Genomic DNA, 3,566 nt, shown 5'->3' with positions numbered 1-3,566 from the left:
CCCGGTGACCGCGGTCGCCGTGGCCGCCGTGGCCACGGCCACCGGGTCCGCGGCCAGTGGTGGGTACACCAGCAGCTGGCCCGCCACCGGCTCCGGCGCCCGCAGCGCGGTCACCGTCGCCAGGTTGCCCCCGCTGGAGTCCCCCGCCACCACCACCCGGCCCGGATCGCAGCCCAGTCCGGCCGCCTGCGCCCTCGCCCACAGCAGTACGGTCAGCGCGTCGTCCGGGGCCGCCGGCCAGGGGTGTTCGGGGGCGAGGCGGTAGTCGGCGGAGACCACCACCGCACCCGACCCCGCGGCCAGCGACCGGCACGTCGCGTCGTGCGTGCCGAGCCCGCACATCACCCAGCCGCCGCCGTGGAAGAACACCACCAGCGGGCGGTCCGTGGAGCCCGGCGCGGGGTCGTAGACCCGGACCGGGACCCCGTCGGCCTCGTCGTCGCGGACCGAGGCCACCTCCGGTCCCGCCGACCGGCCGCCCACCGCCGCGGCCCTGAGGGCCCTCACGTCCCCCGGCCCCGGGAACGCCGCCGCCATCGCATCGCACAGCGCCCGGGCCCCGGGGGACAACGAGTCACTCATCGCGCCGTCATCCCCCCGTCCACCGCGAACTCCGCGCCCGTCACGTACGAGGAGGCGTCCGAGCACAGGAACAGCACCAGCTCCCCGACCTCTTCCGGCCGCCCCATCCGCCCCAGCGGAACGTGCGACCAGTCCTGCCCGGCGACCGCCGACACCATCGGCGTGTCGATCGCCCCCGGATGCACCGAGTTGACCCGGATCCGGTCCCCCGCCAGGTCCAGCGCCGCCGACCGGGTCAGCCCGCGCAGCCCGAACTTGGTGGACCCGTACGCCGCGTGGCCCGGGATGCCGACCAGTCCGGCCGTGGAGGAGACGTTCACGATCGAGCCGCCCCCGGCCGCCCGCAGCACCGGCGCCACGGCCTGGATGCCGAGGAACGGCCCCAGCAGGTTCACCCGCAGCAGTGCCTCGAACTCCTCGGGCCGCTGCCGCTCCACGTGGGCCGTGCGCCACAGCGCCGCATTGTTGACCAGCGCCGATATCGTGCCGAAGGCCCGTACGGCCTCCCGTACGACCTCGGCCCAGCCGCCCGCTTCGGCCACGTCGTGCCGTACGTACAGCCCCTGGTCCCCGAGCGAGGACGCGACCGCCCGGCCCTCCTCTTCCCGTACGTCCGTGACGACCACCCGCGCGCCGGCCTCCGCGCACAACCGGGCCCCGGCCTCGCCCTGCCCGCGCCCGGCGCCCGTGATGACGACGACCTTCCCGTCCAGCGAGACCACCCGCCCACCCCCTCAATAGGCCTAGTAGAAATACCCCTATCAGTCACATGCAGAGGAAGGAAGGGACGTCCCGGAAAACGGAGTTGACGTACCCTCGGGCCATGACGGGCAGCGCGATCGACCTCCGCACGATGGAAGCGACCGCTCCGGCGCTCGTGAGCCTCTACAAGAGTGCCGGGATCTCGCTGCGCAAGCACGGCCTGGAGGGCGTGCGCGCCGCGGTGTACCTGGTCCTGGACCACTCGGGATCGATGCGCCCGTACTACCGGGACGGCACGGTCCAGGCCTTCGCCGACCGGGTACTGGGCCTCTCGGCCCACCTCGACGACGACGGCCGCGTACCGGCGGTGTTCTTCTCGACCGAGGTCGACGCGGTGGAGGAGATACCGCTCGCCGCGCACCAGGGGCGGATCGCCGAGATCGCCTCCCGCCTGGGCCACATGGGCAAGACCTCGTACGAAGCGGCGATGGACGCGGTGATCGACCACTACCTGGACTCCGGGGCGGCGGATCCGGCGCTGGTCGTCTTCCAGACGGACGGCGGTCCGATCAACAAGCCCGCGGCGGAGAGGTACCTGTGCAAGGCGGCCCGGCTCCCGCTGTTCTGGCAGTTCGTCGGCTTCGGCCGGACGCACAGCTCGCAGTTCGACTTCCTGCGGCGGCTGGACGAACTGCCCGTGCCGGACCGGCGGGTGGTGGACAACGCGGGCTACTTCCACGCCGGCCCGGACCCGCGGGAGGTCCCGGACCCGGTGCTGTTCGACCGCCTGGTCATGGAGTTCCCGTCCTGGCTGGAGGCCGCCCGCGCGGCGGGCATCGTGCGCGCCTGAACGGCGACCGCCGGTGCCACGCGCTTTGATGGGCGTATGACGACCATCAACAACTGGGCACTCTTCGAGGATCAGGAACCGGAATTCGCGGCGGCCGTCCGGGCCCGCTTCGCGCAGTACCCGCACCACGTCCTCGGCACACTCCGCAAGGACGGCTCCCCGCGGCTGGCCGGGCTGAACGTCGACATCCGCGGCGGCGAGCTGTGGCTCGGGATGATGCCGGACTCGATGAAGGCCAAGGACCTGCAGCGCGACCCGCGCTTCGCCCTGCACACCAACCCCGGCGCGGGCGAGGAGATGCCGGACGGGGACGTACGGATCTCCGGGCGCGCGATCGAGCTGCTGGACCCGCCCGAGCTGCACCGGTACGCGGAGGAGACGGAGACCCCGCACCCCTTCCACCTCTTCCACGCGGACCTGACGGAGGTGGTGCACATCGCCATCGACGGCGACGACCTCGTGGTCCGCACCTGGACCCCGTCCCACGGCCTGCGCACCCTCCGCCGCGGCAACGACGACGAACCACCCCGCGAGGACCCGGCTAGCTGAACCGGGGCCGGGCCGGGGCGGCGAGGGGGGCGGGGTCGATGTCGATCCAGCTGCGGTCGATGGTGAGCCTGACCCCGCCGTGCGTGTCGGTGTGGTCGCCGCGGTACTGGTGGGCGCGGCGGCGGCCGGACCACTGGTGCGTACGGGCGGGCAGGCCCGTGTCGGCGTCGGAGACCGATGCCCGGCCGTTCCAGACGGCGACCCACAGCACGTCGGGCATGGCCTCCGGGGCCTGGTCGTGGTGGGCGCTGAGCGCCTTGGCGCCGGAGCTCGCCGCGACGTAGGCGCCGGCGCGGTAGCCGAGCTCGTGCAGGCGGACCGTCCAGGCGGTGAGGTAGGCGACGACCGGGGGGTCCCAGGTGGTCCGGTCCTCGTAGTTCTCCAGGTCGTTGTAGAGCACCGTGCCCTGCGCCAGGCCCAGGGAGCGGGCCGCCGCCGCGGCGCCTTCGGCGGCCTCCATGCCCTCCTCGTTGGCCTCGGACGGGTCGGGTGACAGGCCGGTGCTCGCGCTGCTCCAGGGCTGCGGGCCGACCCAGAGCGGCATCAGGTGCCAGCCGGCCGCGAGCTGGCGGCGCACCCAGCCGGCCGTCAGCTGCGGCTGGGCGCAGGCGCGGGCGCGGCCGCCGATGTAGACGCCGACCGCGCCGAAGGGGGAGTCGGCCCGCCAGGCGTCCATGGTGCGCCGGGTCGGGGCGGTGCAGGTGTCGAAGCCGTGGCCGGTGAAGGCGGCCCGGGTCAGGGGCGGGACGGGGGCGTCGGCGCTCGCGGCGGCCGCTTCCAGGGCTGCCGCGGTCCGCGCCACGGTCCCGGCCCTCGCGGCCGCCCCGGCGCTGCCCCCGGCCGGCGCCGGCGCTAGCGCCGGCTCCGGGGTCCCGTCTGTCTC

At 74.4% G+C, this 3,566-nt stretch carries 5 protein-coding genes; 2 read left to right on the top strand and 3 right to left on the bottom strand.

Annotated elements, in window-relative coordinates:
* Together ACFXGI_RS25705 and ACFXGI_RS25700 are read right to left on the bottom strand one after the other, a co-directional pair.
* The coding region (locus ACFXGI_RS25705; protein ID WP_384711003.1) for an alpha/beta hydrolase at positions 1-582 on the bottom strand (582 nt) is incomplete at its 3' end.
* A complete protein-coding gene (locus tag ACFXGI_RS25700; protein ID WP_384711000.1) occupies positions 579-1,304 on the bottom strand; it encodes an SDR family NAD(P)-dependent oxidoreductase in 726 nt (241 codons plus the stop codon). The genes ACFXGI_RS25700 and ACFXGI_RS25705, both read right to left, overlap by 4 nt.
* Before the next feature lie 101 nt (positions 1,305-1,405).
* Here ACFXGI_RS25700 and ACFXGI_RS25695 point away from each other — a divergent pair, with 101 nt between their 5' ends.
* Positions 1,406-2,134, top strand: a complete 729-nt coding sequence (locus tag ACFXGI_RS25695) for a VWA domain-containing protein (protein ID WP_384710997.1) — start codon at positions 1,406-1,408, stop codon at positions 2,132-2,134.
* 36 nt (positions 2,135-2,170) lie between these two features.
* On the top strand, positions 2,171-2,683 hold the full coding sequence (locus ACFXGI_RS25690) for a pyridoxamine 5'-phosphate oxidase family protein (protein ID WP_384710995.1): 513 nt from the start codon (positions 2,171-2,173) through the stop codon (positions 2,681-2,683).
* Here the strand turns inward: ACFXGI_RS25690 and ACFXGI_RS25685 are convergent.
* A partial coding sequence (locus ACFXGI_RS25685) for a DUF1906 domain-containing protein (RefSeq protein WP_384710992.1) occupies positions 2,676-3,566 on the bottom strand: 891 nt, incomplete at its 5' end. The two genes, ACFXGI_RS25690 and ACFXGI_RS25685, sit on opposite strands and share 8 nt — an antisense overlap.

The sequence above is a fragment of the Streptomyces sp. NPDC059355 genome, assembly GCF_042752335.1.
Taxonomy (GTDB): Bacteria; Actinomycetota; Actinomycetes; order Streptomycetales; family Streptomycetaceae; genus Streptomyces.
This window is presented reverse-complemented; position numbering and strand designations above follow the sequence as displayed.

Bases quoted from the DNA above. Each gene is read 5' to 3' on its own strand.
- ACFXGI_RS25695 (WP_384710997.1), top strand. From the start codon at position 1,406: ATGACGGGCAGCGCGATCGACCTCCGCACGATGGAAGCGACCGCTCCG.
- ACFXGI_RS25690 (WP_384710995.1), top strand. From the start codon at position 2,171: ATGACGACCATCAACAACTGGGCACTCTTCGAGGATCAGGAACCGGAA.